The organism is Rhodococcus sp. SBT000017 (assembly GCF_003688915.1).
Classification (GTDB): domain Bacteria; phylum Actinomycetota; class Actinomycetes; order Mycobacteriales; family Mycobacteriaceae; genus Rhodococcoides.
Map to the genome: position 1 here is coordinate 432,496 of NZ_REFU01000001.1, position 25,925 is coordinate 458,420.

The 25,925-nt window shown below is 65.4% G+C and carries 23 protein-coding genes, 1 pseudogene and 1 riboswitch; of the genes and pseudogenes, 15 read left to right on the forward strand and 9 right to left on the reverse strand.

The window, feature by feature from the left end; genetic code table 11:
• Positions 1 to 157: 157 nt before the first annotated feature.
• The 4 genes from AYK61_RS01865 to AYK61_RS01880 all read right to left on the reverse strand — a co-directional run bounded on the left by AYK61_RS01865 (position 158) and on the right by AYK61_RS01880 (position 4,684).
• The gene (locus AYK61_RS01865; RefSeq protein ID WP_121869590.1) at positions 158 to 1,936 is read right to left on the reverse strand and encodes a cytochrome bc complex cytochrome b subunit; all 1,779 of its coding nucleotides are present in this window, start codon (positions 1,934 to 1,936) and stop codon (positions 158 to 160) included.
• Complete coding sequence (locus AYK61_RS01870; protein ID WP_237669275.1) at positions 1,933 to 3,144, reverse strand: ubiquinol-cytochrome c reductase iron-sulfur subunit; 1,212 nt, start codon at positions 3,142 to 3,144, stop codon at positions 1,933 to 1,935. Before AYK61_RS01870 ends, AYK61_RS01865 begins: the two co-directional genes overlap by 4 nt.
• Positions 3,141 to 3,989 carry a c-type cytochrome gene (locus AYK61_RS01875; RefSeq protein ID WP_121869591.1) on the reverse strand — a complete coding sequence of 283 codons (849 nt, stop codon included), beginning with the start codon at positions 3,987 to 3,989 and terminating at the stop codon, positions 3,141 to 3,143. Before AYK61_RS01875 ends, AYK61_RS01870 begins: the two co-directional genes overlap by 4 nt.
• Positions 3,990 to 4,072: 83 nt before the next feature.
• Positions 4,073 to 4,684: a heme-copper oxidase subunit III gene (locus AYK61_RS01880; protein ID WP_094612701.1), complete on the reverse strand. Its 612-nt coding sequence runs from the start codon at positions 4,682 to 4,684 to the stop codon at positions 4,073 to 4,075.
• Positions 4,685 to 4,835: 151 nt separating this feature from the next.
• Here AYK61_RS01880 and AYK61_RS01885 point away from each other — a divergent pair, with 151 nt between their 5' ends.
• Together AYK61_RS01885 and trpD are read left to right on the forward strand one after the other, a co-directional pair.
• Positions 4,836 to 5,312: a hypothetical protein gene (locus AYK61_RS01885; protein WP_121869592.1), complete on the forward strand. Its 477-nt coding sequence runs from the start codon at positions 4,836 to 4,838 to the stop codon at positions 5,310 to 5,312.
• Positions 5,313 to 5,363: 51 nt separating this feature from the next.
• Positions 5,364 to 6,425, forward strand: coding sequence for an anthranilate phosphoribosyltransferase (trpD, locus tag AYK61_RS01890; protein ID WP_121869593.1), 1,062 nt, complete (start codon positions 5,364 to 5,366; stop codon positions 6,423 to 6,425).
• A 27-nt stretch (positions 6,426 to 6,452) separates the two neighbouring features.
• Here trpD and AYK61_RS01895 read toward each other — a convergent pair whose 3' ends face one another.
• Together AYK61_RS01895 and AYK61_RS01900 are read right to left on the reverse strand one after the other, a co-directional pair.
• Positions 6,453 to 6,728 carry an Lrp/AsnC family transcriptional regulator gene (locus tag AYK61_RS01895; protein ID WP_121869594.1) on the reverse strand — a complete coding sequence of 92 codons (276 nt, stop codon included), beginning with the start codon at positions 6,726 to 6,728 and terminating at the stop codon, positions 6,453 to 6,455.
• Positions 6,729 to 6,785: 57 nt separating this feature from the next.
• Positions 6,786 to 8,585, reverse strand: a complete 1,800-nt coding sequence (locus tag AYK61_RS01900) for a DEDD exonuclease domain-containing protein (protein WP_121872346.1) — start codon at positions 8,583 to 8,585, stop codon at positions 6,786 to 6,788.
• Positions 8,586 to 8,732: 147 nt separating this feature from the next.
• On the opposite strand from AYK61_RS01900, the gene AYK61_RS01905 reads away from it, so the two are divergent.
• From AYK61_RS01905 to AYK61_RS01925, 5 genes are all read left to right on the forward strand, one after another.
• Positions 8,733 to 9,014 carry a hypothetical protein gene (locus AYK61_RS01905; RefSeq protein WP_121869595.1) on the forward strand — a complete coding sequence of 94 codons (282 nt, stop codon included), beginning with the start codon at positions 8,733 to 8,735 and terminating at the stop codon, positions 9,012 to 9,014.
• A 115-nt stretch (positions 9,015 to 9,129) separates the two neighbouring features.
• A riboswitch (cyclic di-AMP (ydaO/yuaA leader) is annotated at positions 9,130 to 9,291 on the forward strand.
• 18 nt (positions 9,292 to 9,309) lie between these two features.
• On the forward strand, positions 9,310 to 9,864 hold the full coding sequence (locus tag AYK61_RS01910) for a C40 family peptidase (RefSeq protein ID WP_183130128.1): 555 nt from the start codon (positions 9,310 to 9,312) through the stop codon (positions 9,862 to 9,864).
• A 382-nt stretch (positions 9,865 to 10,246) separates the two neighbouring features.
• Positions 10,247 to 11,233 (forward strand): C40 family peptidase, encoded by a 987-nt coding sequence (locus AYK61_RS01915; RefSeq protein WP_121872347.1) that lies wholly within the window; start codon positions 10,247 to 10,249, stop codon positions 11,231 to 11,233.
• A 31-nt stretch (positions 11,234 to 11,264) separates the two neighbouring features.
• Positions 11,265 to 12,635, forward strand: a complete 1,371-nt coding sequence (locus AYK61_RS01920; RefSeq protein WP_121869597.1) for a hypothetical protein — start codon at positions 11,265 to 11,267, stop codon at positions 12,633 to 12,635.
• A gap of 23 nt (positions 12,636 to 12,658) precedes the next feature.
• On the forward strand, positions 12,659 to 13,783 hold the full coding sequence (locus tag AYK61_RS01925; RefSeq protein WP_121869598.1) for a glycosyltransferase family 4 protein: 1,125 nt from the start codon (positions 12,659 to 12,661) through the stop codon (positions 13,781 to 13,783).
• Between the two features lie 25 nt (positions 13,784 to 13,808).
• Here AYK61_RS01925 and AYK61_RS01930 read toward each other — a convergent pair whose 3' ends face one another.
• On the reverse strand, positions 13,809 to 15,614 hold the full coding sequence (locus AYK61_RS01930; protein ID WP_121869599.1) for a long-chain fatty acid--CoA ligase: 1,806 nt from the start codon (positions 15,612 to 15,614) through the stop codon (positions 13,809 to 13,811).
• 204 nt (positions 15,615 to 15,818) lie between these two features.
• On the opposite strand from AYK61_RS01930, the pseudogene AYK61_RS01935 reads away from it, so the two are divergent.
• The 6 genes and pseudogenes from AYK61_RS01935 (at position 15,819) to AYK61_RS01960 (ending at position 20,477) form a co-directional block, all read left to right on the forward strand.
• Positions 15,819 to 16,210, forward strand: a pseudogene (locus AYK61_RS01935) (polyketide cyclase / dehydrase and lipid transport).
• A 133-nt stretch (positions 16,211 to 16,343) separates the two neighbouring features.
• Positions 16,344 to 16,778, forward strand: a complete 435-nt coding sequence (locus AYK61_RS01940; protein WP_121869600.1) for an SRPBCC family protein — start codon at positions 16,344 to 16,346, stop codon at positions 16,776 to 16,778.
• Between the two features lie 29 nt (positions 16,779 to 16,807).
• The gene (locus AYK61_RS01945; RefSeq protein WP_121869601.1) at positions 16,808 to 18,034 is read left to right on the forward strand and encodes an ArsA family ATPase; all 1,227 of its coding nucleotides are present in this window, start codon (positions 16,808 to 16,810) and stop codon (positions 18,032 to 18,034) included.
• 31 nt (positions 18,035 to 18,065) lie between these two features.
• Positions 18,066 to 18,539, forward strand: coding sequence for a hypothetical protein (locus AYK61_RS01950; RefSeq protein WP_147458289.1), 474 nt, complete (start codon positions 18,066 to 18,068; stop codon positions 18,537 to 18,539).
• Positions 18,540 to 18,594: 55 nt separating this feature from the next.
• Positions 18,595 to 19,569 (forward strand): ROK family protein, encoded by a 975-nt coding sequence (locus tag AYK61_RS01955; RefSeq protein WP_121869603.1) that lies wholly within the window; start codon positions 18,595 to 18,597, stop codon positions 19,567 to 19,569.
• 179 nt (positions 19,570 to 19,748) lie between these two features.
• The gene (locus tag AYK61_RS01960) at positions 19,749 to 20,477 is read left to right on the forward strand and encodes a 1-acyl-sn-glycerol-3-phosphate acyltransferase (protein ID WP_121869604.1); all 729 of its coding nucleotides are present in this window, start codon (positions 19,749 to 19,751) and stop codon (positions 20,475 to 20,477) included.
• A gap of 23 nt (positions 20,478 to 20,500) precedes the next feature.
• Here AYK61_RS01960 and AYK61_RS01965 read toward each other — a convergent pair whose 3' ends face one another.
• Positions 20,501 to 21,793 carry a glycosyltransferase 87 family protein gene (locus tag AYK61_RS01965; RefSeq protein ID WP_121869605.1) on the reverse strand — a complete coding sequence of 431 codons (1,293 nt, stop codon included), beginning with the start codon at positions 21,791 to 21,793 and terminating at the stop codon, positions 20,501 to 20,503.
• A gap of 80 nt (positions 21,794 to 21,873) precedes the next feature.
• On the opposite strand from AYK61_RS01965, the gene AYK61_RS01970 reads away from it, so the two are divergent.
• Positions 21,874 to 22,365, forward strand: a complete 492-nt coding sequence (locus AYK61_RS01970; RefSeq protein WP_121869606.1) for a polyadenylate-specific 3'-exoribonuclease AS — start codon at positions 21,874 to 21,876, stop codon at positions 22,363 to 22,365.
• A 45-nt stretch (positions 22,366 to 22,410) separates the two neighbouring features.
• On the forward strand, positions 22,411 to 23,796 hold the full coding sequence (locus tag AYK61_RS01975) for a class II 3-deoxy-7-phosphoheptulonate synthase (protein ID WP_032394396.1): 1,386 nt from the start codon (positions 22,411 to 22,413) through the stop codon (positions 23,794 to 23,796).
• Here the strand turns inward: AYK61_RS01975 and pknB are convergent, their stop codons facing one another.
• On the reverse strand, positions 23,797 to 25,779 hold the full coding sequence (gene pknB / locus AYK61_RS01980) for a Stk1 family PASTA domain-containing Ser/Thr kinase (protein WP_121869607.1): 1,983 nt from the start codon (positions 25,777 to 25,779) through the stop codon (positions 23,797 to 23,799).
• Positions 25,780 to 25,925 lie beyond the last annotated feature (146 nt).

The following is a 25,925-nucleotide window of genomic DNA, read 5'->3' on the forward strand; positions in this document are numbered from 1 at the left end:
CGGTGGGGGAGGGGAGGGGCCCTCAGGTCCTTCCCGTCCACGTGGAGCCGTACTGCTCCAGAGGGTGCGCGAGGGGTCGACCCCGGATGATGTTCGCAGACGAGAAAGAGGGCGACACCGTTGCCGGTGTCGCCCTCTTTTCGGACTCTGTCAGATGTCAGCGTTCTCTGTCGTTGTCGCTTCGACCCGAAGCGATTGCAGTGTCCTCGTCCGAGTGGAGTCCATTGCCGTTGCCGTTCGAGTGTCCGTTGCCATTCGCATGGCCGTTACCGTTCGAGTGGCCATTTCCGTTCGAGTGACCGTTACCGTTCGCGTGGCCGTTGCCGTGAATGCCCGCCTGGTAGTTGCGGAGCATCGTGAGCTGTTCGTGTTCACCCTTGTGATGGGCGTCTTCGAGAGCCTTGCTCTGTGCCACCGGATCCGGGCTGAACAGCGATCCCGAGCCGGGCTTTCCGGCCGAGCCGAGCTTGTTCATTTTCTTGGGAACGGGTGCGCCCTGGTAATCGAGGGGGATCGGGTGTCCGTGATCGTCGACCGGTCCGAGCGGCTGGTGGATCTCCACGTACTGGCCGTGCGGGAGTCGCTTGATGATTCCGGTTTCGATGCCGTGCTCGAGAACTGCCCGGTCACTGCGCTGCAAGCCGATGCAGAATCGGTATGCGATGAAGTACGCGAGCGGAGGCATGGTGAGAATTCCGATACGACCGATCCACGTCATCGCGTTGAGAGAGATGTCGAACTTGTACGCGATGAGGTCGTTGATGCACGAGAGCGTGAGGATCACGTAGAACGTGAGAGCCATCGCGCCGATCGCGGTACGCACCGGAACGTCGCGGGGACGCTGCAGCAGGTTGTGATGCGCAGTGTCTCCGGTGAGACGCTTCTCGATCCACGGGTAGGCGATCATCACGGTGAAGACGAGACCCATGATCACTGCCACCCAGAACACTGCCGGGATGGTGTAGCGCCCGGCGATGTATATCTCCCAGGCAGGCCACAGTCGGGCCATGCCATCGGTCCACATCAGATAGAAGTCGGGCTGAACGCCTGCCGACACTTGCGACGGGTTGTACGGTCCGAGATTCCAGATCGGGTTGATCTGAAGCAGTCCACCCATTGCTGCCAGCACACCGAAGGTGACGGCGAAGAAGGCACCGGACTTGACTGCGAAAACCGGGAGAATACGAACGCCGACGACGTTTTGCTCCGTGCGGCCGGGTCCGGGGAACTGCGTGTGCTTCTGGTACCAGACCAGGGCCAGGTGGGCTGCGATCAGCGCCAGAATGATGGCCGGTAGAAGAAGAACGTGAGCGACGTACAGGCGCGGGATGATGATCGTGCCGGGGAAGTCGCCGTCGAAGATGAGCCAGTGCATCCACGTACCGATGATCGGGATGCTCATCGTGATGCCACCGAGAGCTGCGCGGAGGCCGGTGCCGGAGAGCAGATCGTCGGGGAGCGAGTAGCCGAAGAAGCCCTCGAACATCGCGAGGATGAGCAGCAGGCAGCCGATGACCCAGTTGGCCTCACGCGGGCGACGGAACGCGCCGGTGAAGAAGATACGCATCATGTGCACGATGATCGAGGCCGCGAACATCAGGGCGGCCCAGTGGTGAATCTGCCGCATGAACAGACCGCCGCGAACCTCGAACGTGATGTCGAGAGCGGTCGCGTATGCCTTGGACATCGTCACGCCGTTGAGCGGGGTGTACGCACCTTCGTACACGACCTCGCTGAGCGACGGATCGAAGAACAGGGTGAGGAACACGCCCGAGATCAGCAGGATGACGAAGCTGTACAGCGCGATCTCGCCGAGCAGGAACGACCAGTGGGTGGGGAATACCTTGTTGATCTGGCGCCGCAGTCCAGGTGCCAGGTGGTAGCGACTGTCTACGCCGTCGGCCTGCTTGGCGGCGAGGGTTTGCAATGTACTCATGAGTCACGCTCCGGACGACGTTCCCAGAAGGCGGGTCCCAGTGCTTCGGTGAAGTCTCCCGAAGCGACGAGGAATCCCTCTTCGTTGACAGTGATGGGAAGTTGGGGCAGCGCACGCGCAGCCGGTCCGAAGATCGGCTTGCCGTACTCGAGCGCGTTGAACTGCGACTGGTGGCAAGGGCACAGAATTCGGTTGGTCTGCTGCTCGTACAACGATGTCGGGCAACCCAGGTGCGTGCAGATCTTGGAGTAGGCGAAGTAATCGCCGTAATTGAAGCTTTCCTGGCCCTTGCGCTTGACGACCGTGCTGGCGTCGTCCGAGCGAAGGCGGATGAGCATGACCGAGTTACGAATTCCACGCAGAGAAACGAGCAGATCGTGCTCGCTCTCGCGGTCCGCTTCACGGAACGGGAATACGGTCTCCATGGCACCAGCGTCCAAGTCCTCGGGCCGAACGAGAACGACATCTTCCGGTCGCCCGGTGTCTCGTCGGAGGTAGATGGTCTCTCCATCGTAGCGAGGAGTCCAGCCGGATACCCACAACGGCGAATCTTCGCCCTTGGCCCAGGGGTTCTTGATCAGTCCGCCGAGGGGGAGCAGTGCCATGATGCCCAGCGCGCCGCCGCCGAAGTAGAGCGAGCGCTTGATCACCTTGCGACGACCGATGGTCGACGTGTCGAGGGAGTCGCCGAGCTCTGCCACGAGCGTCTTGCGGTCCGTCTCCGACGAACCGCCGTCGTGACGGTCCTGGATTGAGACCTCTTCGGGGATGAACTTCTTGGTGAACTGCACCGCACCGATACCGACGGCGAGGATCGCCAGGCCCATCGTTCCGCCGATGAGCGGGGTGTACAGCGAGTAGGCGATGTAGTTCTCTTCGCCGATACCGGCGTACTGCCACGGCCAAAACAGGTAGATGCCGATGAAAGCGACAGCGGCGAGGCCGGCGATCGCGAACCAGATCGCGACGCTGCGCTCGGCACGCTTCTCGGCGCGAGTACCTTCCACAGCCCAACGGTTGCGGCGGAAAGCGACGTCGACACCGTCGAGGTTGGTGCCCAGTTTGACCAGGTCGTCGCGGCTGAGCGCGGCGAGTTCCTCGTCGGTGTACTTCTTGTCCGCGTTCACGCCCTCGGTGCCGGGTGCATCCTTGCGTCCGGCTTCGTCGTCGTTGTTCGCGTCCTTACGGCCGGAATCGCCGTCGGTCATGATCTAGCTCCGATCCACAAAGTTGCTCCGACGACGGCGATGATGCCGACCGTCCAGATAGCGATCATCTCGGTACCGGGACCGAATCCGCCGATGCTCCAACCGCCTGCGGGCAGCGTCTCGGTGGACGACTTGATGTAGGCGATGATGTCGGACTTCTCTTCCAGCGTCAGCTGACGATCGGAGAACTTCGGCATGTTCTGCGGACCGGTGACCATCGCGGTGTAGATCTCCTGCTCGTTTGCGGGTCCGAGCGGGGGTGCGAACTTGCCCGAGGAGAGAGCTCCGCCGAGGCCGGTGAAGTTGTGGCAGGAGGCGCAGTTGAGACGGAACAACTCGCTTCCACGTCCGATGTCGTTGCCGCGCAGCGACTCCTGAGCGATCTCGCCGTTCTCGTCGAGGAGCACCGTCGGTCCGCCACCGTTGGCCTGGATGTAGGCACCGAGGGCGTCGATCTGCTTGTCGTCGAACTTCGGTGGCTTGCGGATTGCCTGTGCCTCGTTGCGAACGGCAGGCATACGACCACTCGACACCTGGAAGTACACGGCCGCTTCGCCGACGCCGATGAGGCTCGGTCCGCGATCCTGAACACCCTGCAGGTTTGCACCGTGGCACGTGACGCAGGACGTGTCGTAGAGCTGCTTGCCCTCGCGGATCAGCGCTGCCGAATCGGTATCGGCGGTCGCGACCTGCGGAGTCGGCGTCAGAGCCGAAGCGAGGAATCCTGCGCTCAGAAGGCCCATCATCAGAACGAGCGCACCGGTGATGCGTCGGCGCGTCTTACGCTGCCGTCTCGTCTTGGAGGCGGCGTTGTCGTCGGATGCTGCTGGGGGAGATGAACTCATCTTCTATCCCTTGTCGTGTCGGGACGGACCGAACGTCGGGGGCTGAATCCGTTCGCTCGTTATCTTTGGCGTGCTGACTGTCACTAGCGGATGAAGTAGATAGTTGCGAAGAGGGCAATCCAGACGATGTCGACGAAGTGCCAGTAATACGAAACGACGATGGCGGCGGTGGCCTGCGCGGGCGTGAACTTGCTGACCAGAGTTCTGGTGATCAGGAAGACGAAGGCGATGAGTCCGCCGATCACGTGCAGTCCGTGGAAGCCGGTCGTGATGTAGAAGACCGAGCCGTACACGCTGCTCGAGATCGTCGTGCCCTCGTGGACCATGTGGTAGTACTCGTACGCCTGGCCGGCCACGAAGAACGTGCCCATCACCAGAGTGATGATGTACCAGCGGCGCAGTCCGAAGACGTCACCTCGCTCGGCGGCGAACACACCCAGCTGGCAGGTGAACGACGATGCGATCAGCACCGCAGTCACCGGCACAGCGAGAGCGAGGTTCAGCTCCGTCGGCTCCGGCGGCCAGATTCCATTCGCTTGGGCGCGTGCGACGAAGTACATCGCAAACAGCCCGGCGAAGAACATGAGTTCACTCGACAGCCACACGATCGTGCCGACGCTGACCATATTGGGACGGTTCAGCGAGTGCACGCGTTGGGTGATTGCCGATCCTTGAGTCCCTACAGCGCTCGTCACAAAGAGAAGTATGACCCGTCGTAGTACGGAAGGCATATCCGGGTCCGCTCTTGGCGCGTCGCGTCGGAACGAATCCAGGTGCGTCCTTGTTCCCGTGCTGGTCAGAGGGCCTGTACGGGCCGGTAGGGTCCAGTCGTGCAAGGCTGGCCTCATGGCAAAGCGCACCGAGGGTGGATGGTTTCGGAGACTGTTCTCGCGATCGACGGCAGAACCTCTTGACCCCACCCGCGACGACCTCGTGACAGTGGCGAGTTGCTTCGACGATGCACAGGCATGCTCGGCCGTGCTCGACGAAGCAGCGAGGACCCAGCCGGCGTGGACGGAAGCGGCAGACGTGGTGCTCCGCCATCATCTGGTGTTGCCCTCCAACCAGGTCGATGACGCTGCAGCGGTTGCGGCTCAGGACGGCTACGAAGTGGGACCGGCCGCCGAACTACCGGAGAGCACCGGCTACCGCCCTCGGGTGGACGACGGTGTGCCTCTGGTTCTGCAACGGGTTCAGGTGCTCGACGCCTTGCACTGCTCGCAGGAGCGTTCTCGCATGGCGGGCCTCGCCCAGCGTCGAGGGGGAGCCGTGCTCGGGTGGGACGCACTGCAGCCCGCACAGCCCGACGCGGCGTCTGGCTAAGCTTCCAGGGCACCGAGTGCATCGACGGCAGAAGGGCACGGCAGAACCACCATGACCGCAGCGATCAGCGACGAACAGCCGCGTACCTGGCGTCGAATTCTCGGCGCGTTGACGACGCACACCGACCTGTCCAGCGCCGACACCGGCTGGGCGATGGACGAGATCATGGCCGATAATGCGAGCGCCGCCCAGATCGCTGCCTTCGGGGTCGCACTCAGGATGAAAGGGCCGACTCCGGCCGAGGTGAGCGGTCTGGCCGAGTCCATGCTCGCGCATGCGGTGCTGGTGGACACCGACACCGACGCCGTCGACGTCGTGGGCACCGGAGGTGACGGGGCAGACACCGTCAACATCTCCACCATGGCCGCGATCGTCGTTGCCGCCAGCGGGGTGCGAGTGGTCAAGCACGGCAACCGCGCAGCGTCGTCCAAGAGCGGCACGACCGATGTCCTCGAAGCGCTGGGTGTGCGGGTGACTCTCGGAGCCGACGCCGTCGCATCGAGCGTCGAACAGGTCGGTATCGGATTCTGCTTCGCGCCGATCCACCATCCTGCACTGCGCTTCGCCGCGGCACCACGCAAAGAGATCGGCATCCCGACGGTGTTCAACGTGCTGGGGCCACTGACCAACCCCGGCCGCCCGCGCGCAGGCCTGATCGGCTGCGCGTTCGAGAGTCTGGCTCCCGTGATGGCCGACGTGTTCGCCGGACGTGGTAGCTCGGTCCTGGTCGTCCGCGGCGACGACGGACTGGACGAGATCACCCTGTCCACCACCACGACCGTGCACGTGGTGTCCGGTGGCTCGGTGACCGTCGAGACGATCGACCCCCTCGATTACGGCATCGCCCGAGCGCCCATCGAAGCTCTCAGAGGCGGAGACGCAGAATTCAACGCGGCCGTGGCGCACCGCGTGTTCGCCGGTGAACACGGCCCCGTCCGCGACGCAGTACTGCTCAATGCCGCCGCAGCGATGGCAGCGCACCACGGCGTGTCCGACGACCTCCACGCCCGGATCGAAGCCGGATTGGCCACTGCCGCAAAGGCAGTCGATTCAGGCGCGGCAGCACGGTTACTCGCCGACTGGGGTCGATGCACCACCGAACTCGCCGACTGACACCTCTCCGACCGACACAGAGCGCGCCTACTCGCCTATCGAGAACCCCGCATCGACATCGGAACTCGAATAGGACTGGAACGCAATGTGAGTGGTGGTGCTGCGCACACCCCGAACGCGATTGATGTGCTTGGTGATGACCTCTGCGATCGAAGCATGATCGCGAACCTTGACGATGGCGATCAAATCGACATCCCCAGCACACGAATAGACCTCCGACACCCCGTCGACATCGGCTACGGCCTGCGCCGCCTCCGGAATCAAGTCGGCCTCGGCGTCGATCAAGACGATGGCATTGATCATCTGTGCTCCTCAAGCATCTCGAGCTCGGTGTCCGACGCGAGCTACCCCCCCCAGACCCTAGTGGCTGCCATGCCGCGAGAGTCCTTCCGCAGGCTCCACTCCTGCCCTAATTTGTCGTTCCGCAGGCTCCACTCCTGCCCTAATTTGTCGTTCCGCAGGCTCCACTCCTGCCCTCGCTGCTTCTCTCGCCGTCCGACACCACGACTCCCACGAACCCGCCGACCGTGCCGGGCTGCAGTACCCACTGCTCGTACGGACGATCCGGACTCCGTCCGTGCGCAGCCAGGCCGCGATCAGTCCCACTTCCTCCGGCGGCGCGCCGCGCAGCGGGGTCGTATCGGGCAGCACCGTTTCGGCCGACGCGGTGATGGCGTCGACAACGGGCATCGGATGCACCCCGCGCGGTGCGACGGCAGCGCCGGCCAGACGGCCGAAGCGCACCACGATCAACTCCCACCCGCCGTCGGCCGTCCGCTTCGCCGCAACGAGTTCGGCAATGGCGGCCACCGCTGCCGATCGGTGCATCCTGCGCAGTGCATCGACGGTGATCGCGATTCGATCGCGCAGACGAGCAGCCGTCTCGTACAGCTCCTTGTCCGCGAGCTCGGCGACGCGGCGGCGCATGGAATAGAGAACGGCGTCGTCCTGACCGCACACGAGCGCGAGAAACTGCGTCGGGGCATCCGAGTACTCGTCGGCCGTCAACGGGCCGGACAGAGCCGCAGGGCAGCCTCCGACGTCGGTTGCCGGGCAGTGGTCACCGTGACGGACCGAGCGAGCCAGACGGCGTGTACACGTTCGTAGGCGGCAGAACTCCGCGACGAGCGCCGCGGCCTCTGCGGCGTCGCCGCGAACCGAGAACGGTCCGAGACTGTTCGGTGCCGGTGTGCGAACGATCGACAGGCGAGGGAACGCCTCGTCGGTCAGCGTGATCCACCACCCCTTCCGAGGGAACTTCGAGCGGCGGTTGTACGGCGGAACGTGCGCCGAGAGCAGGCGTAGCTCGCGGACCCCGGCCTCGAGCGCGTGCGCACACTCGACGTGGTCGACGCGAGTGGCCAGTGCGACCATCTCCTTCATCCGGCCTCTCGTCTCCGAGCCGGTGAAGTAGTTGCGCACGCGTCGTTTGAGGTTGTTGGACGTACCGACGTACAGGACCTCGTCGGACGGGCCGCGGAACAGATAGACGCCGGGCGTACCGGGAAGATGAGCGGCCAGCCCGCGTTTGGCGCGCTGGCCGGCCGACACCGCGGGTAGGTAGTCGACCAACTCGGCGTAGCTGTGAACCCCCTGATTGCCCACCCGTTCGATGAGGCCGTGCAAGACGTCGACGGTCGCCCGGGCGTCGTCGAGTGCGCGGTGGGTCGGCCTGGTGCCGGATCGGAACAGAGTCGAGAGTGCGGACAGCTTCACCGACGGGGCTTCGTCGCGGGTCAGAACTCGACGAGCCAGCTTGACCGTGCACAGCACCTGAAACCGTGGCCACGCAATGTCGAGACGACTGGCGGCGGCCCTGAGAAATCCCGTGTCGAAGCCGGCGTTGTGTGCCACCAGCACCGAACCTCGGGCGAATTCGAGGAAACCGGGGAGCACCCGCTCGATGCGCGGCGCGCCGATGAGCATCGCCGATGTGATGCCGGTCAGCTCCACGATGTACGGCGGGATGGACCTGCCCGGGTCGATCAGCGTGGCGAACTCAGCGAGAATTTCGCCGCCTCGAACCTTGACTGCCCCGATTTCGGTGATGGCCTCGGTGTCTGCGCTGCCGCCGGTGGTCTCGAGGTCGACGACGACGAACGTGGTCTCGTGCAGCGGGGTATCGAGTTCGTCGAACGTCAGCTGGATGGGCAGGCTCACCGGGACGACGTTAGGGCCGACCTCCGACAAGATCGCGCATCGCGCCCTCGAACGTCGTCGTGTCACGAAACCTGTCGGTGCCCGACGTTATCTTTCACTTCGTCGGTCGATTCGGCCGCCGGAAACCGCAAAGAGACAAGGATCACAATGATCATCGACTGCAGTGACTGCCTGGTCCGTGACATCGCCTGCGCGGACTGCGTCGTGACGGTGCTTCTGGGGGCTCCGGGGATGCCGTCGAGATCGGACGGGCGGTGGGTCGGACCGCCGTCTCGTATCACTCTCGAGCAGGAAGAACTCGGTGCCATGGGTGTGCTCGCCGATGTCGGTCTCGTGCCGACCCTCAAGCTCGTGGTGAACGACGGCGGCACCGCCGAGGTTCCGTTGTTATCGACTCGTGACACACCGGGAGATCAGCGCGCCGGCTAGCGAGAATCGAGCCGAATTTGCTCGCCTCGGCGAGTTGGGGTCGACACGGGGGTATGCCATTTCGTAACCTTCCTGAGACCTTGCGGAGTCTCGCCAATCCAAACCGGAGTGGCGTCGCAAGTCACCGCCTAATCGTTCACTCGCGAGAGTGTTCGTACCGGGAACCCGATATCTACTGGGGTGAATCCCGCTGAGCCACCACACGGTGGCCGGTGGGTAGGGCTGCTCTTCCCAGCCCGAACCCGTCAGCTAACTCGGTCGGCGGACGATAGGAAGAAACGGAGCACCATCTTTCGTGGCGTCACAACTTTCCAACCGATCATTGCGGCGAGTCCTCGTAGCCGGAGCGCTCACGGCAGGCGTGGTCATCCTTCCCGCTGCACCCGCAATGGCGGCCCCCCTCACCATTCCCGGCGTCGGAACCTTCGAGATTCCTGACATCCCGGGCCTCCCTCCCCTCAACATTCCGGGTGCGCCTGCACCGGGTGCGCCGTTGGCACCGCAGGTCACCCCGGCAGCGAAGGCCGTTCAGGCCGCAGAATCCAAGATCGGAGCACCGTACGTGTACGGCGCTTCGGGTCCGGATTCGTTCGACTGCTCGGGCCTCGTTCAGTGGGCGTACAAGCAGGCCGGCATCAGCCTGCCCCGTACGAGCTACGACCAGGCGGCCGCGGGCACCCCGGTCTCGCGCGACAGCCTGGCCCCCGGCGACGTCGTCTCGTTCTACGACGGCTCGCACTCGGGCATCTACGTCGGCAACGGCAATGTCGTGCATGCATCCACGTCCGGTGTGCCGGTCAAGGTTGCTCCGCTTGCCTCGATGCCGTTCGACGGTGCTCGCCGTTACTGATTCGAGCGACCGACGTCAGCTGTGATCGACCGACAGGGTCGAGCCGTGTATCGGCTCGGCCCTGTTCTCGTATCCGGACACGGACCGCGCGACACGCCGGTCCGGTGGACAGGGAAGCATCCAGTTCGTAATCTGATCGAGACCTGGTCGATGTTTACTTTGTGACCTGTCACCTAGAACCCCCATCGATTTCGGACCGTGTTCACGTCCCCGCCAGTAAGAGCATGGGTATGGTTCGTTTTCGGTCTACTTTTCAAACCGTTGCCTCGGACGAGGTGACATGTGTGAGGACGGAGAGTCGCTTTCCGTGGCGATATCGAGATCTACCCGTGTGTTGCGGCTTGCCCGCAATTCGGCGGTTGCTGTCGCACTGACCGCATGCATGGCCGTGGTGCCGATGACGCCGGCGACCGCACAGCCGGGATTCGACTCCGCGTCCGACGCGCAGACCGAGCTCGCCGAGCTTTCTCGCCAGTCCGAGCAGACCACCGAATCTCTGCACAATGCTCAGATCGATCTCGACGCCAAGAACCAGCAGCAGCTCGACGCACAGGTCGCCGTCGACCAGAGCCGTGCAGCCCTGGACGCAGCGCAAGCGCAGTTGGCGCAGCTCAAGCCGGCCATGGACAAGGTTGCCAACGTCAACTATCAGGGTGCGCGGACCAACCGACTGTTCGCCGTCATGGTCAGCGACTCGCCACAGCAGTTGCTCGACCAGATGTCGGCACTGGACGTCATCTCTGCGGAGACCGCAGACCAGGTCGCTCGATTCAAGCAGGCGAGCTCGGATGCAGTGACGGCCGAGCAGGCCGCAACGACGGCCGCAGACCAGGCACGCGTCGCCGCAGAACAGGCCAAGGCCGTCAGCGACGACCTTCAGGCCAAACAGAGCGAGCTGCAGGGTCAGATAGCCGAGGTCATGGCCGCCTACAGTGCGCTCTCGTCCTCGGAGCAACTGGCTCTGGCCGGTTCGGCCCTGCCCGACGGCTTCGACCCCTCGACGATTCTGCAGAACCTGACGCCAGGATCGGGGGCCAGCGCGTTGCAGGCCGGCCTGACGCAGATCGGCAAGCCGTACGTCTGGGGCGCAACCGGCCCGGATGGCTTCGACTGCTCCGGTTTGGTCGTCTGGGCGTACAAGCAGGTGGGCAAGACGTTGCCGCGGTCGAGCCAGGCGCAGGCAGCAGGCGGAACTCCGGTGGATCAGAAGGATCTGCAGCCGGGTGACGTCGTCCTGTTCTATCCGGACATCTCACACGTCGGCATCTACGCCGGAAACGGCAACGTGCTGCATGCCTCCACGTTCGGTGTTCCCGTGAAGGTGCAGTCGATGGCATCGTTCCCGTACTACGGGGCACGTCGATACTGAGGGTGTGTCTCGACGATCGACGAATGGTGGCATGAGCGCCTCGAACCGGCCATCCGGGTTGCATGTTCTCCTCCGATCGTCACGGTTGCGCTGGCTTGCCGTCGTGGTCGTCGTGGTCGTCGTGGTCGTCGTGGTCGTCGCCGTCTCGGTCGTCCTGATTCACCGATTCGACGGCACGTCCAGCGCAGGGACCGCCGACGTGACAGTCGCTCCGGACCCGCCGACCTACGATCAGCAGCGCCGTGCCGATGTGACCGTTCTCCTCGACCAGTGGGCGCGTGCGGTTCGCTCCGGCGATCTCGATGCACTGCGTGAATCGATGGATCCGCAGGCCGACCCCGACTTCGTGGAGGCGCAGGTGCGCCGGGCTGCAGTGGTGCCGGGCGTCCCCTTCTCCGAGTTCGGCTACGACCTGGGTGACGAGCCCGAAACTCCGGTTCCGCCGCCGATCGCCGAGGCGCTGGATGCCACCGATGTCTGGGCACCCTCTGTGTATCTGCGGTACGCGGTCACCGGGCCGGACGCATCGCCGACGCGTCGGCCGGTCTCACTCGTCGTCGCCGAGCGGGACGGTCGATGGCGGCTGGTCGACGATGCGGACCTGACCGAGTACCGCCGCCACACCTGGCGTGGGCCGTGGGATTTCGGTCCTTTGACCGTTCGTTCGGTGCCCACTGCGGCCGGGACATCGGTGGTCATAGGACATCCGGACCGCGAGCAGTTCGTCGAGAGCCTCGCGGCCGAACTTCCGTCGGCAATCGCGGCCGTCACCGATTTCTGGGGAGACGACTGGGCGCGCGACGGGCTGGTTTTCGTCGCATCCTCCGCGCAGGAGTTCGCCGATCTGACGGGGTCCGATCCGTCAACCGACGTGGCCGCGGTGACGGTGTCCGACGCGGTTGCGGGCGACGGCTCCCGTCCGACGGGTCAGCGGGTGGTGTTCGGTCCTGACGCCGCGTCGCGGTTGACGCCGTTCACCGTGCGCTCGGTTCTGCGACACGAGTTGACCCATGTGGCGGCGAGGGCGCAGACGTCCGACGGTACGGAGTTGTGGGTGTCGGAGGGGTTCGCAGACTATTCCGGGTACCGAAATTCCGGTGCCGAGTTCGCGCAACTCGCGCCCACTCTCGCGGCGATCGTGGCGGCCGGTGGGCCGCCGACGGTGCTGCCGAAGAACGAGGATTTCGGTGCCGGGGGTGCCAGGTCGAGTGTGGCCTACGAATCGGCGTGGTCGGTGTTCGCATTCGTGGCCGATCGGTTCGGGGAGTCGACGCTGCGCACTCTGTACGAAGCGCTCGCGTCCGAGAGCAACACCGACGCTGCCTTCGCGTCGGTGTTGGGGATGAGCCGGGCGCAATTCGTCGCCGCGTGGGGCGACTGGGTGGCTCTCCAGGCCCGCTGAGACGGGGCGCTACGGTTGACGCCATGCGTCGTACTCTGCTCGTGACGAACGACTTTCCTCCTCGCCCGGGTGGTATCCAGTCCTATCTGCACAGCTTCGCCTCGCAACTGCCGGCCGACGAGCTGGTCGTGTACGCACCTCGGTGGCGTGGCGACTCGCACGAGAAGTTCGACGCCAGGCAGCCCTTCGAGGTGATCAGGCATCCGACGACACTGATGTTGCCGACGCCGCTCGTTGCGCGTCGTGCGGCTCGAATCCTGAAGTCCCGAGGCTGCGATTCGGTGTGGTTCGGTGCCTCGGCTCCGTTGGCGGTGATGTCGTCGTACCTGCGCAAGGCCGGGGCCGACCGCATCGTCGCGAGTACACACGGTCACGAGGTCGGTTGGTCGATGGTGCCGGGCGGGCGGGCGACCCTGCGCACGATCGGCGAGAACACCGACGTGGTGACCTACGTCAGCAAGTACACCCGGGGGCGCTTCAGCTCGGCGTTCGGTCGGTCTGCCGCCCTCGAACATCTGCCGCCCGGTGTCGATACCGATCGCTTCGTGCCCGACGACGCCGCGCGAGCGGAACTACGCGCGCGCTACGGCCTCGGTGATCGCCCCACAATTCTGTGCCTGTCCCGGCTCGTTCCGCGCAAGGGTCAGGATTTCCTGATCCGGGCGCTCCCGGGGATCCGCCGAGCCGTCGACGGCGCGGTTCTGGTGATCGTCGGCGGCGGGCCGTACGAGAAGACTCTGCGCGAGCTCGTTGGATCCACCGGGATGGAGCAACACGTGGTGTTCACCGGCACCGTGCCGTCGGCGGAGCTCGCCGCCCACCACACCATCGCCGACGTGTTCGCGATGCCGAGCCGAACCCGAGGCGCAGGCCTTGATGTCGAAGGTCTCGGCATCGTCTACCTCGAAGCGTCTTCCTGCGGTGTACCCGTCGTTGCCGGCATGTCCGGGGGTGCGCCGGAAGCGGTGCAGCACAACAAGACCGGCCTCGTCGTCGACGGTACGTCGGTTTCGGACATCACCGACGCGATCGTGAAGATCCTCTCCGACCGCACGCTGGCCACGCAGATGGGCAACGCCGGCCGCGCATGGGTGGACGCGGAATGGCGCTGGGACGTGCTGACCGAGAAGCTGCGGTCGCTGATCTGACGTTCGTCACCGCGATGCGGTGCACCTACCGGGCGTAGATCGATTCGATCTCGTCGGCGTAGGCCGCGGTGATGACGTTGCGCTTGAGCTTCATGGTGGGAGTCAGCTCGCCGTTCTCCTCCGAGAAGTCGTGGGGGAGAAGTCGATATTTCTTGATCGACTCTGCATGCGAGACGGACTTGTTCGCGTCGGCGACGGCGGCGTCGATCTCCGCGACGAGTTCGGGGTCGGTCTGCAGATCCGCTGCGGTGGCGTCGGCGGCCTTGCCGTGGGAGGACTTCCAGCGATCGAACGCATCCGGATCCAGGGTGATGAGCGCGCCGATGAAGGGCTTCTGATCGCCCACGACGACTGCCTGGCTGATCAGCGCGCCCGCCCGCAACTGGTCTTCCAGTCCGGCCGGTGAGACGTTCTTTCCGCCTGCGGTGACGATCAGTTCCTTCTTGCGACCCGAGATGGTGATGTATCCGTCGTCGTCGACGGAACCGAGATCGCCGGTGCGGAACCAACCGTCGTCCAGCGACTCGGCGGTCGCGACCTCGTTGCGCCAATAGCCGTCGAACACGACCGGTCCGCGGAGTTGGATCTCTCCGTCCTTGGCGATACGCACGGTGTTACCGGGCAAGGGGCGCCCGACGCTGCCCACGCGCTGGAATCCGATGGTGTTGACCGCGAACGCCGCGGTGGTTTCGGTGAGCCCGTAGCCCTCGTAGATCGTCACGCCGATGCCCCGGTAGAAGTGGCCCAGACGGGAACCGAGAGGCGCTCCGCCGGAGATGGCGAGTTCGCACTTGCCGCCGAGCGCTGCCCGAAGTTTGCCGTAGACCAACTTGTCGAACACGGTGTGCTTGGCGCGCAACACGATTCCCGGTCCGCCGGTGTCCTGGGCTTCACTCCATGCCACTGCGCATTCGGTGGCGAGGTCGAAGATCTTTCCCTTGCCGTCTGCGTGCGCCTTCTGCTTTGCGGTGTTGAAGACCTTCTCGAACACTCGCGGAACCGAGAGGATGAAGTCCGGCTGGAACGTGCCGAACGTCGCGACGAGGTTCGGGATGTCGTTGGTGTGGCCGAGAGTGACTCCGGCGTCGAACGACGCGATGCTCACCGCGCGCGCGAGAACATGCGCGAGCGGAAGGAACATCAGCGTGCTACGGCCCTGCCTCATCAGTGATTTCAGTGAGGTCTCGCGAATCCCGAGTGATTCGGCGAGCAGATTGGCATGGGTGAGTTGGACGCCCTTGGGGCGACCGGTGGTTCCCGAGGTGTAGATCAGGGTTGCCGGGTCCGAAGAGGCGAGTGCTGAAACACGTTGATGCACCTGGTCTTCGGAGACCGCAGCACCGCCGTCGATCAGCGCCTGCACTGCGTCCGTGCCTGATGTGTTCTCGATGACGAACGTCGTGCGGACCGACGGGGCAGCTGCCACAACGTCCTTCGTCTCCTGCACGTGTGCGTCGTTCTCGAGGATCAGCAGGACCGGCTCGGCGTCTTCGAGAATCCACTCCACCTGCCCGGCCGAGGACGTCTCGTAGATCGGTACCGTCACGCCGCCCGCGGCCCAGATCGCGTAGTCGAGAACCGACCACTCGAATCGCGTCGACGACATCAGAGCGACGCGATCGCCCTGCTCGATGCCGGCGGCGATCAGGCCCTGTGCCACTCCCACCACCAGTTGCTCGAACTCGGCGGCGGTGACGTCGAGCCACTGCCCACCGACCTGGCGGCGGAACACTGTCGCGTTCGGTGAGTTGCGGGCGCGGACGAAGACGGTATCGACAGCCGAGTCGGTGTCCGCGATGTCGTATTTGGCGGCGACGGTGAACTCGCGCACGGGATTACCTCCGGATAGAACGGGGAGAACGAAAGTCGATAGCTCGGCTTCACAGATACTCTAGACCCGGGTTCGGGGCGTTCGAATACACCCGGAGTGGAGCCTGCAGGAACGACTCGGAAAAGACCGGAGTGGAGCCTGCAGGAACGACCCCGAGAAGAGGGGACGCGCACGGCCGGGGACCCGATATGTGAAGCTCTGTCGATGAGCAGTATTCAAGTTGCGGATCAGACGTTCGTGGCCGCCCCGGCGAGCGGGTGGCGCACGCGTTCGCCTCGCCCGAGCGCTGGCGTCGATGGTGGCCCGATCTGAATCTGACCGTCACCGAGGACCGGGGTGAGAAGGGGATCCGCTGGGCAGTGCGCGGCGGTGTCGTCGGAACGATGGAACTCTGGCTCGAGCCTGCGCTGGACGGTGTGATCGTGCATTACTTCCTGCACGCCGAACCCACCGGAGACGCCGACGTCGCGGCGCATCAGCACGCCCGGCGGGTGGCCGGACGTGCGATGACATTCGAGCTCAAACGAGAGCTCGAGGCCGGTCGGTCGGCAGGTGAGGCACCCCACCACGTAGCGTCGACTTCGACTCGCGAATGAACCGCGCGGTACGGTCGGCCGGTTCGCGTTGTGCGTCGGCGGACCGATCGTGTGAGATAGGCCTGCGCGAGTTCGACGGCACCGAAGCGAACCGAGCTGATCGATGTACCCGAGAGGAAGCGGACCAGTAGTCATGGCGGAGAAAACCCAGAGGTCGATCGTCGTCGAAGCCCCACCGAGCCGGGTCATGGACGTCATCGCCGATTTCGACGCGTACCCCACGTGGGTGTCGGCCGCGAAATCCGTCGAGGTCCTCGAGGTCGGTGCGGACGGCCGCGGCAAGCGCGTCAAGTTCGTGCTGGACGCAGGAATGGTGAAGGACACCTACGAGCTCGAGTACGACTGGGCTGCCGACGGCAATTCGGTCTCGTGGAACCTCGTATCGGGTGAGATGCAGAAGTCGCAGAACGGCTCGTACTCGTTGAAGGAGACCGGCAGCGGCACCGACGTGACGTACGAGCTCACCGTCGACCTGAACATCCCGATGATCGGTCTGTTCAAGCGCAAGGCAGAGAAGGTCATCACCGACACCGCGCTCAAGGAATTGAAGAAGCGGGTCGAAGGCTGAGCGAAGCTCGCACCGAAGCCCGCACCACGGTGTTGCTGTTCCTCGGCAAAGGTGGCGCGGGTAAGACGACGCTGGCGGCTGCGTCCGGGCTGCGACTGGCCCAGGCCGGTGAACGGGTACTGATCGCCTCCGTCGACCAGGCGCACTCGCTCGCCGATGCATTCGCGGGGGACGCCGAGGCCGTGGATCCGTCCGGTGTTCGTTCGATCGCGCCCGGCCTCGACATCGTCGAGATCGACACGTTGACGTTGCTCGAAGCGCGGTACCGGGGGCTGGGCTCGTTGATGGCCGTGGCGTCCGCGGGACACGAGCACGGGGTGAGCTTCGGAGCCATCGAACCGGAGGAGCTGCTCGGTCTGCCCGGAGTCGAAGAGCTGCTCGGAATGCACGAGATCTGCTGTCTTGCCGACGAGAATCGCTGGGACACAGTGATAGTCGACCTTCCCGCGTCGGCGGATGCCCTGCGAACGCTGCAGTTGCCCGATACCGTCGCCGCGTACGTCGAGCGGATCTGGCCTCTGCACGCCCGGATGGTCGCCGGCACCGGTTCCGATGTACGTCTGACCTTCGTGGTGGCGATGATCGAGCGAATCCTCGCGCAGGTCGACTCCGTCCGTTCCCTGATCACCGACTCGGCCCGTACCGGGGCGACCGTGGTCGTCACTGCCGAACAGCTCTCCATCGTCGACGCGGAAAGAACGCTGTCGGCAGCTGCTCTGCTCGGCATCAGAATCGATCGTGTTCTGGTCAACAGAATCCTGCCGAAGCTCAACGCGTCGTCGATCGGTCTGGTGGGCGCTCATCCGGCCGTGTTCTGGTTCGAGAGGTGGCGGGCGGCGCAGCTCGACGCGGTCGCCGAGCTGCGCCGACGCATCGGTACGGTGCCCGTCGTGGAGGTGGAGCACGCTCCCGGTGAACCGGTAGGGTTGGGGCCCTTGCAAGATGTGGCCGATCGCCTCGAACCGGACTCCCTCGAACGGCGCGCGCCGGGCTGGGGTGAGCAGCCTTCGGTGGTACTCGAGTCGGGTAGCGGACTCGAATCCGTGTACGCGATGAGAATGCTGCTGCCGGTGGTCGATTCGGCGACCTTGGGCCTGGGGCGAGTGGAGGACGACTTGATAGTGAGTGCCGACGGGAGGCGACGGCGCATCAGATTGGCGTCGGTGCTGCGTCGGTGTGTCGCCGACTCCGCCGAACTCGACGGACCGTGCCTGGTGGTGCGTTTTCGTCCGAACCCCGACGTGTGGCCGCTGTGACTCCTATGACCCTGGCGGCCGGGGTGTGTCGATGAACTCGGACCATTCCGAGCTGGGGGCTGACCTGCTGGCCTTGGCCGACACCGTGCTGACGCGACTCGAGCCCATTATGCGTCGCGTCGCCGAGACGCAGCAGGATCGGGACCAACAGGGATGCAGTTGGTGCCCGGTCTGCGCACTGGCGGCCCTGGTGCGCGGGGAGCGCCACGATCTCGTCGAGCTGGTGGCCTCCGAGAGCGCCGTGGTGATCGCGCTGTTGCGTCAGCTGCTCGCCGATCACACGACCTCCGGGGCGGCGCACTCCGCAGCGCAGGCTCCGACCACCCCGCCGTCACCTGGCAGCGCGGCCGAATCCGGGCCCGGCAGTGCCGGCACCCCCGCGGACCCGGCGGAGGTCGCGGACGTGTCGGTCGACACGAAACTTCATGATGACCGCCCCGCGTCGTTCGTTCCGATTACCGTTCGAGTGAAGAATTCGCGTTCGGACGAGCAGGAGCGTCCGTGAGCGGAGCGACTCGGGTGCAGGCCGCGTGGGGGACGGCCGAGGAAGGCATGAACGAATGAAGCGGCACCACCAGCGGCTGACGGTAGGCATCGACGTGGGCGGGACGAGCCTGCGCGCGTCCGTCGTCGACGAGGACGGTCAGGTGCTCGATTCGACGGCCGCTCCTACCCCGCACACTGCTCGCGCGCTCGAACGCGGTCTCGACCGGGCCGTGCAGGAGCTGGCCGGGCGACACGACATCGCGGCCGTCGGGCTCGCCGTCGCCGGGTTCATCGACTCCGATCGCACGACGGTTCTCTTCGCCCCGCATCTGCCGTGGGTGAACACCCCCGTGGCGACGGAGATGAGCATGCGCATCGGTCTGCCGGTGCTGCTCGAGCACGACGCCAATTCTGCGGCGTGGGCCGAGTATCGCTTCGGAGCCGCGTCCGGGGGCCGCAATGTGGTGATGGTGGCCATCGGTACCGGAATCGGTGCGGCGCTGCTGATCGACGGCAGGATCTATCGGGGTAGCCACGGCGTGGCACCGGAACTCGGTCACATCCAGGTCGTGCCGGACGGCCGGGCATGCCCGTGCGGCAAGCGCGGTTGTTGGGAGCGGTACTGCAGCGGCACTGCTCTGGTGGATACCGCAGTCGAGTTGCTGGCGGCGGACCCGGCGTCGTCGACGACCCTGGCGCGTGAGGTGTTTCTCGACCCGGGTTCGCTGACCGGCCGCCGAATTGCCAGTGCTGCCCACGAGGGTGACTCGATCGCCCGCCGCACCATGGAAGACTTCGCGCAGTGGCTCGGAGTCGGGCTCTCGATGGTCAGCGACGTGTACGACCCCGATCTGATCGTGTTGGCCGGTGGAGTGGCGACGTCATCGAGTCAGTTCCTGGCCCGCGCGACCGACAAGTACGCGGAGCTGGTGACCGGTGCGGGGCATCGACCCCTCGCCCGAATCCGCAGTACTCAACTCGGTGAGGCAGCAGGCATGATCGGGGCCGCGGAGTTGGCCCGGACGGTGTTCGTCACCGGGGTTCGCTGACCGTTCTTCGCTCGCTTCCTGTGACCTCTGTCCCGGTGTCGGAGATGATGTGGCTGGTGTCATAAACCGTGGGTACAGTTCACTACGCGGCACGGTTCGAGGATGCACGACCGCAGTCGATTCGCTCCAGGGCGAGGCGGCACCAAACGATTTCCCGACCACCATCAGGGAGCATGTCAATGTGGTACTGGCTGGTTAAGTACATTTTCGTCGGCCCCCTTCTCATCGCCCTGGGTCGGCCCACGATCGAGGGTGCGGAGAACATCCCGACGGAGGGTCCGGTCATTCTGGCCAGCAACCACAAGGCCGTTCTCGATTCTTTCTATCTCCCGCTCAAGACGCCCAGGCGCATCACCTTCCTCGCCAAGAGCGAGTACTTCACCGGACCGGGCCTCAAGGGCGCGTTCCAGAAGTGGTTCTTCACCGCGGTCGGGCAGGTACCGATCGATCGCACCGGAGCCGACGCGGCACAGGACGCACTCAACGCAGGTGTGCGCGTGATCGAAGCAGGCAAGGTTCTCGGTATCTACCCCGAGGGCACGCGGTCACCCGACGCTCGGCTGTACAAGGGCAAGACCGGGATGGCGCGTCTGGCACTGCAGACCGGAGTCCAGGTGATTCCGGTCGCGATGATCGGTACCGAGAAGATGAACCCGATCGGTTCGCGCGTGTGGCGTCCGGCGAAGGTCACCATTCGGATCGGAAAGCCCATCGACTTCTCGCGCTTCGAAGGTATGGCCGGCAACCGTTTCGTTGAGCGCGCCGTCACCGACGAGGTGATGTACGACCTGATGTTGCTCTCCGGTCAGGAGTACGTGGACGTGTACGCCGCATCTCTGAAGAAGACTGCACCCGAAGCGGAGTCGGCTCCGACGGCGCAGCGCATCCCGGATTCCAAGGCCAGCTGAATCTCTGCCGGCCAGCTCCGCGATCAGAGTGCGGAACGGGTGCCGGCTGTCGTATCGGTTCGGTCGGTCCACCCGATCGCGGCCAGCGCGACGATAGACGCGAGCGCCCACCACACGTAGCCCGAGGCTGCGAACTGGTCCACGAGCGGCCAGCCGAGACCGCTCCACCGGCCTTCGCCGAGCTTCCAGTGCGGCGGATAGAGCATCAACGCCAGCCCGACGGCCACCAGAGTCGCCAGCAGCGCACTGCGGCGGCGGTAGCCGAGGACGGCGAGCATCACGGTGAACGGGATGGCCCACACCCAGTGGTGTGACCACGAGACCGGCGACACCAGCAGACCGAACATGGCGTTGATCGTCAGCGCGAGCGCAGTCTCGCCTGCGGCGAACGCTTTTCGTATCGCCACCGCCGCAATGGCGAGTACCACCACCGACAACGCGAGCCACAGGATCGACCGGGGCAATTCGTCCAATCCGAGCCGCGCGAGCACTCCGGTGATCGACTGGTTGGGCGGGTAGGCCGGGCCGCCGATTCGGTCGGAATCGACGATCGTCTCGGTCCAGTACTTCACCGAGTCGGACCACGTCAGCGCGAAACCGATCGCGGTGAACACCGCGAAACTCAGTACCGACACCACTGCAGCTCGAAAGTCCTTGCGCAACAAGAAGAACAGAACGAACACCGCGGGTGTGAGCTTGACGGCGGCCACGAGACCGATCAGCACGCCTCGGGGCCACGGCGTCTTCTTCGGCAGGCAATCCAGTGCAACGAACGCCATCAGCACGATGTTGATCTGCCCGTAGTTCAGCGTCGAGGTGACCGGCTCGAGCAGCAGCACGGCCACGGCGAACACCGCTCCGGCAGACCACCATACGAGCGTGCGGGGACGCAGACCCAGCGAGGTGAGGGTCACCACGACGGTCACCAGCAGCAAGAGCATCGACAGCACGGTGACCGCGATCGAGGCGGCGTACAGCGACACCGACGACAGCGGGCTGAAGATCGCAGCGGCGATCGGGGGATAGGTGAACGGCAGCGTCGTACCGGTCGCGATCGGTGGCAGCTGACCGTAGAGATCCCCGCCCTCGGCGAACACCTGACCGCCGAGTCGATACACGTCCAGATCGAGTCGGTAATGCTCACCGATCGTGCGCAGACCCGGAAAGCCGTTGAGATGGAACAGCACACCGACGACGGCACCGATCAGGACGAGGACCCTGCTCGACGCCACCGCCCAACTCGGCCACCGGCGTCGCGTCGGCGCGGCAGGCTCCGATGCTTCGGCGACCGGACGGTTGGTGTCGGGCGAAGTCACTGGTGTTCCCTTTCAGGGCTGTTCGGATCGGGGCTACCGGTACGTGGGGGGCGTGTCGGGGACGCGCTAGGGTGAGCCGCGTGCGCTACTTCTACGACACAGAGTTCATCGAGGATGGTCGCACAATCGAGTTGGTCTCGATCGGTGTGGTGTCGGAGGACGGTCGCGAGTTCTATGCGGTGTCCTCCGAGTTCGATCCCGAGCGCGCCGGCCGCTGGGTTCGACGCAACGTGCTTCCCAAGCTGCCACCGTACTCGTCGCCGCTGTGGATGAGCCGGTCGCGAATCCGGGACGAACTGCTCGAATTTCTCGTTCCGCACTACGGTGCCGAGGTCGAACTGTGGGCGTGGGTGGCGGCGTACGACCACGTGGCGCTCTGCCAGCTGTGGGGCTCGATGACCGAATTGCCGCGTTCGTTGCCGCGGTTCACCCGTGAGCTGCGCCAGCACTGGGAGGATCGCGGCAGTCCCGAGCTGCCGTCGGTGCCGGACGACGCTCACGACGCCCTCGCCGACGCGCGGCACAATCTGGCGAAGTTCCGGGCGATCGAGGAGTACTCGTACCGCGGGTGAACACCCGTTGTCCTGCGGCTTCGGCGGTGCGAATATCCTGTAGCGGTGAACTGGACTGTCGACGTACCCATCGATCGCTTGCCCGACCTGCCGCCGTTGTCACCGACGTTGCGCTCTCGATTGGACGACGCGTTGGCCAAGCCGGCTGCGCAGCAACCGCAGTGGGATCCCGAGCATGCTGCCGACATGCGCAAGGTGCTCGAGAGCGTTCCGCCGATCACCGTCGCCGGTGAGGTGGAGGCGTTGTCGGACAAGCTCGCCGCCGTCGCTCGCGGTGAGGCCTTCCTGCTGCAGGGTGGCGATTGCGCCGAGACGTTCGTCGACAACACCGAGCCGCACATCAAGGGCAACATCCGCACGCTGCTGCAGATGGCGGTGGTGCTCACCTACGGCGCGAGCATGCCGGTGGTCAAGGTCGCCCGTATCGCCGGGCAGTACGCCAAGCCGCGTTCGTCGAACATCGACGCGCTCGGTCTGCAGTCCTACCGCGGCGACATGATCAACTCCCTCGTCGCCGACGAGAGCGTCCGCGGCCACGATCCGTCGCGACTGGTGCGCGCCTACGCCAATGCAAGCGCGGCGATGAACCTGGTCCGCGCACTGACCGGTGCCGGTATGGCGGATCTGCACAAGGTGCACGACTGGAACCGCGAGTTCGTCGCGCAGTCGCCCGCCGGTGCCCGCTACGAGGCGCTCGCGGGGGAGATCGATCGCGGACTGCGCTTCATGGATGCCTGCGGCGTCTCGGACCCCAACCTGCACACCGCGCAGATCTTCGCCAGTCACGAAGCACTCGTGCTCGACTACGAGCGTGCGATGCTGCGCCTGGACAACACCGACGATCACCCCAAGCTGTACGACCTGTCCGCACATTTCCTGTGGATCGGCGACCGCACTCGCCAGCTCGACGGGGCGCACATCGCGCTGGCCGAGCTGATCTCCAACCCGATCGGTCTCAAGATCGGGCCCACGACCACGCCCGAGATGGCCGTCGAGTACGTCGAGCGCCTCGACCCGACCAACAAGCCGGGACGTCTGACGCTGATCTCACGCATGGGCAACGGCAAGGTGCGCGACATCCTGCCCGCCATCATCGAGAAGGTTCAGGCCACCGGCCACCAGGTCATCTGGCAGTGCGATCCGATGCACGGCAACACTCACGAGGCGTCGACCGGTTACAAGACGCGGCACTTCGACCGCATCGTCGACGAGGTGCAGGGATTCTTCGAGGTGCACAACGGCCTCGGAACGCATCCGGGCGGAATTCACGTCGAATTGACCGGCGACAACGTCACCGAGTGCCTCGGCGGTGCCCAGGACATCTCGGACCTCGACCTCGCCGGTCGGTACGAGACCGCCTGCGACCCGCGCCTGAACACGCAGCAGAGCATCGAACTGGCGTTCCTCGTTGCCGAGATGCTCCGCGACTGATCAGGGCAGTGAGACGACCATGACCTCGGAGCCCGGTTCCACCCGAGAACCGGCTCCGGGGCTCTGGGTGATGACCAGAGACCCGTCGGTGTCCACCACCTGACGGACGTCGATCGTCAGGCCCAACGTCTCGAGGGTGGTCCGGGCCGACCCGACCGACCGGCCCAGCAGCGACGGCACGGTGACGGCGTTGGACACCTCGAGCACCGCGGTGGACCCGGATCGTACGGTCTGTCCGGCTTCGGGCGTCGATCCGATCGCCTTGCCGCCGTCGGTGTCCTCGTCGAAGGACTCCCGAACCTCGCCGACGGTGATGCCAACCGATTCCAGCGTCGTTCGGGCCTGGTCGACGCTCTGCCCGCGTACGTCGGGAACTTCGACCGGAGGTGCTCCCTTGCTGCGCAGCACCGTGACCGCGGTACCGGTCGACAGCACGGTGCCGGGCGGTGGGTCAAGTGCTGCGACTCCGCCGATCGGTGCGGAGGTGCTGAAGGCCTCGCCGCCGTCGACGGGTGTGAAAGTCCGGTCTCGCAATTGTTGTTCCATGTCTTCGACGGATGCGTCCGCGTCGATGGACGGAACGGTGGGGCGACCCAGCGATACCAAGAGAGACACCGTGTCGCCCTTGGCGATTCGCGATCCGCCGGTGGGATCGGTGCCGATGAGTAGGTCGGTGTCCACCGAGTCGGAGTAGGTTCCGCGCACCGCGGCCTCGAGACCGGCGGCTTCCACAGCGCTGGTGGCACCGGTGGTGTCGAGTCCGTCCACCATCGGGACGGCTGTGTAACGACCCGAGCCCATCCACCATCCGCCGAGCCCGACGAGTACGGCGAGCAGGGCGACGACGAGGAGCCAGATGACGATCGCTCGGCGCGAGCGTTGCTGATCGGCGTCGAAGTCGGGGAATTCGTAGTGCCGTCGGCCGGTCGGGGGTGGTCCGGCGGGCGGCGCATCGAACGGTTCCTGGCGGTCGTCGACGCCTCGGGACGTGGGCGAGGTGACCACTCGGGTGTGCTGCACCCCGTGTTGTGGGGGCGGGGGCGGCGAAGTGTCCACGACCTGGGTGCGAGCGGACGGCGGACGGTTGCCTGCAACCGTCGTCGGCGCTCCGGCTGCGGCCGAGCTCAGGTGCTCGGCCGAGCGCTTGGGTGCGGGCACTCGGTACTCGGGCAACGCGAGCGCCGACGCGGCAGCGCGCAGGGCGCGGGCCATGTCGTCGGCATTGCGGTACCGGTGTTCCGGGGCGCGGACGGTGGCGCGCTGGACCACCTCGTCGAACTGCGGGGGGACGCCGGCGATGAGGGTGGAGGGGAGCGGTACGTCGTTGTCGATGCGCTGGTAGGCGATGGACAGTGAGGTGTCGCCGGTGAACGGTGTGCGTCCGGTCAGCAGCTCGAACAGCACGACACCGACGCCGTAGACGTCGCTGCTCGCGGACGCGGATCCGGTGGTGACCTGCTCGGGAGACAGGTATGCGGCGGTGCCCAGAATCACACTGCTCGATGTCACGGTGGAGGCCGCGATGGCTCGGACGAGGCCGAAGTCGGCGATCTTCACGTCGCCGTCGTCGCTGATCAGAATGTTCTCGGGCTTGATGTCGCGATGCACCAGACCGGCTCGATGGGCGACGGCGAGTGCGTCGAGAACCGGCCGGATGACGGCCGCTGCAGCGTGCGGCGGCATCGGTCCACGCTCGCGCAGCAGTTCGCGCAGCGTTCCGCCCTCGACGAGTTCCATGACGAGGAAGGCGTGTTCGCCGTCGCGCCCGTGGTCGTAGACGGCGACGAGGCCCGGGTGGCTGAGCCTGGCCACGGCCCGCGCCTCGAACTCGAAGCGCTGGACGAACTGCGGGTCCTCGGCGAACTTCGGGTCCATGATCTTCACCGCTACGGGGCGGTCGAGCCTGGTGTCGAGTCCGCGGTAGACCGTCGACATACCGCCGCGCGCGATCGGTGCGTCTATTCGGTATCGACGATCGAGCATCGAACCCGGTATCACCGAACCTCCCCTCGTCGTCCACTCGTCTTCCGGCTCGGTCGCCGGACGCTGAAGACGATCGTATCGGTGCCGGGGATGCCGACCGACGATCGTGGCTTGTGTCTTCGGTCCTGTGGGGCCTGCTGCACAGG